Annotated in this window: 1 protein-coding gene; it reads left to right on the plus strand. The window is 67.7% G+C overall.

The features are described from left to right. Positions 1-232, plus strand: a 232-nt coding sequence (locus ACQG3P_RS24665) for a hypothetical protein (RefSeq protein ID WP_426806518.1), incomplete at both ends; no start/stop codon positions are given.

Genomic DNA, 232 nt, shown 5'->3' on the forward strand with positions numbered 1-232 from the left:
CGCGTGTACAAGGTCGGCATGTCCTGGCCGCTGGAACCGGAAGGCATCGCGCGCTTCGCCCAGGGGCTGGACGACCTCGTGGTGGTGGAGGAGAAGCGGGCCTGCATCGAGCGCCAGATGAAGGAGCAGTTCTACAACTGGCCGGCCAGCTGGGGCCAGCGCCCGTCCATCGTCGGCCAGTACGACGAAGCCGGCCAGTGGATCCTGCCGGCTACCAACGAACTCACCCCGG

It is taken from the genome of Stenotrophomonas sp. SrG (genome assembly GCF_050031795.1).
Taxonomy (GTDB): domain Bacteria; phylum Pseudomonadota; class Gammaproteobacteria; order Xanthomonadales; family Xanthomonadaceae; genus Stenotrophomonas; species Stenotrophomonas rhizophila_A.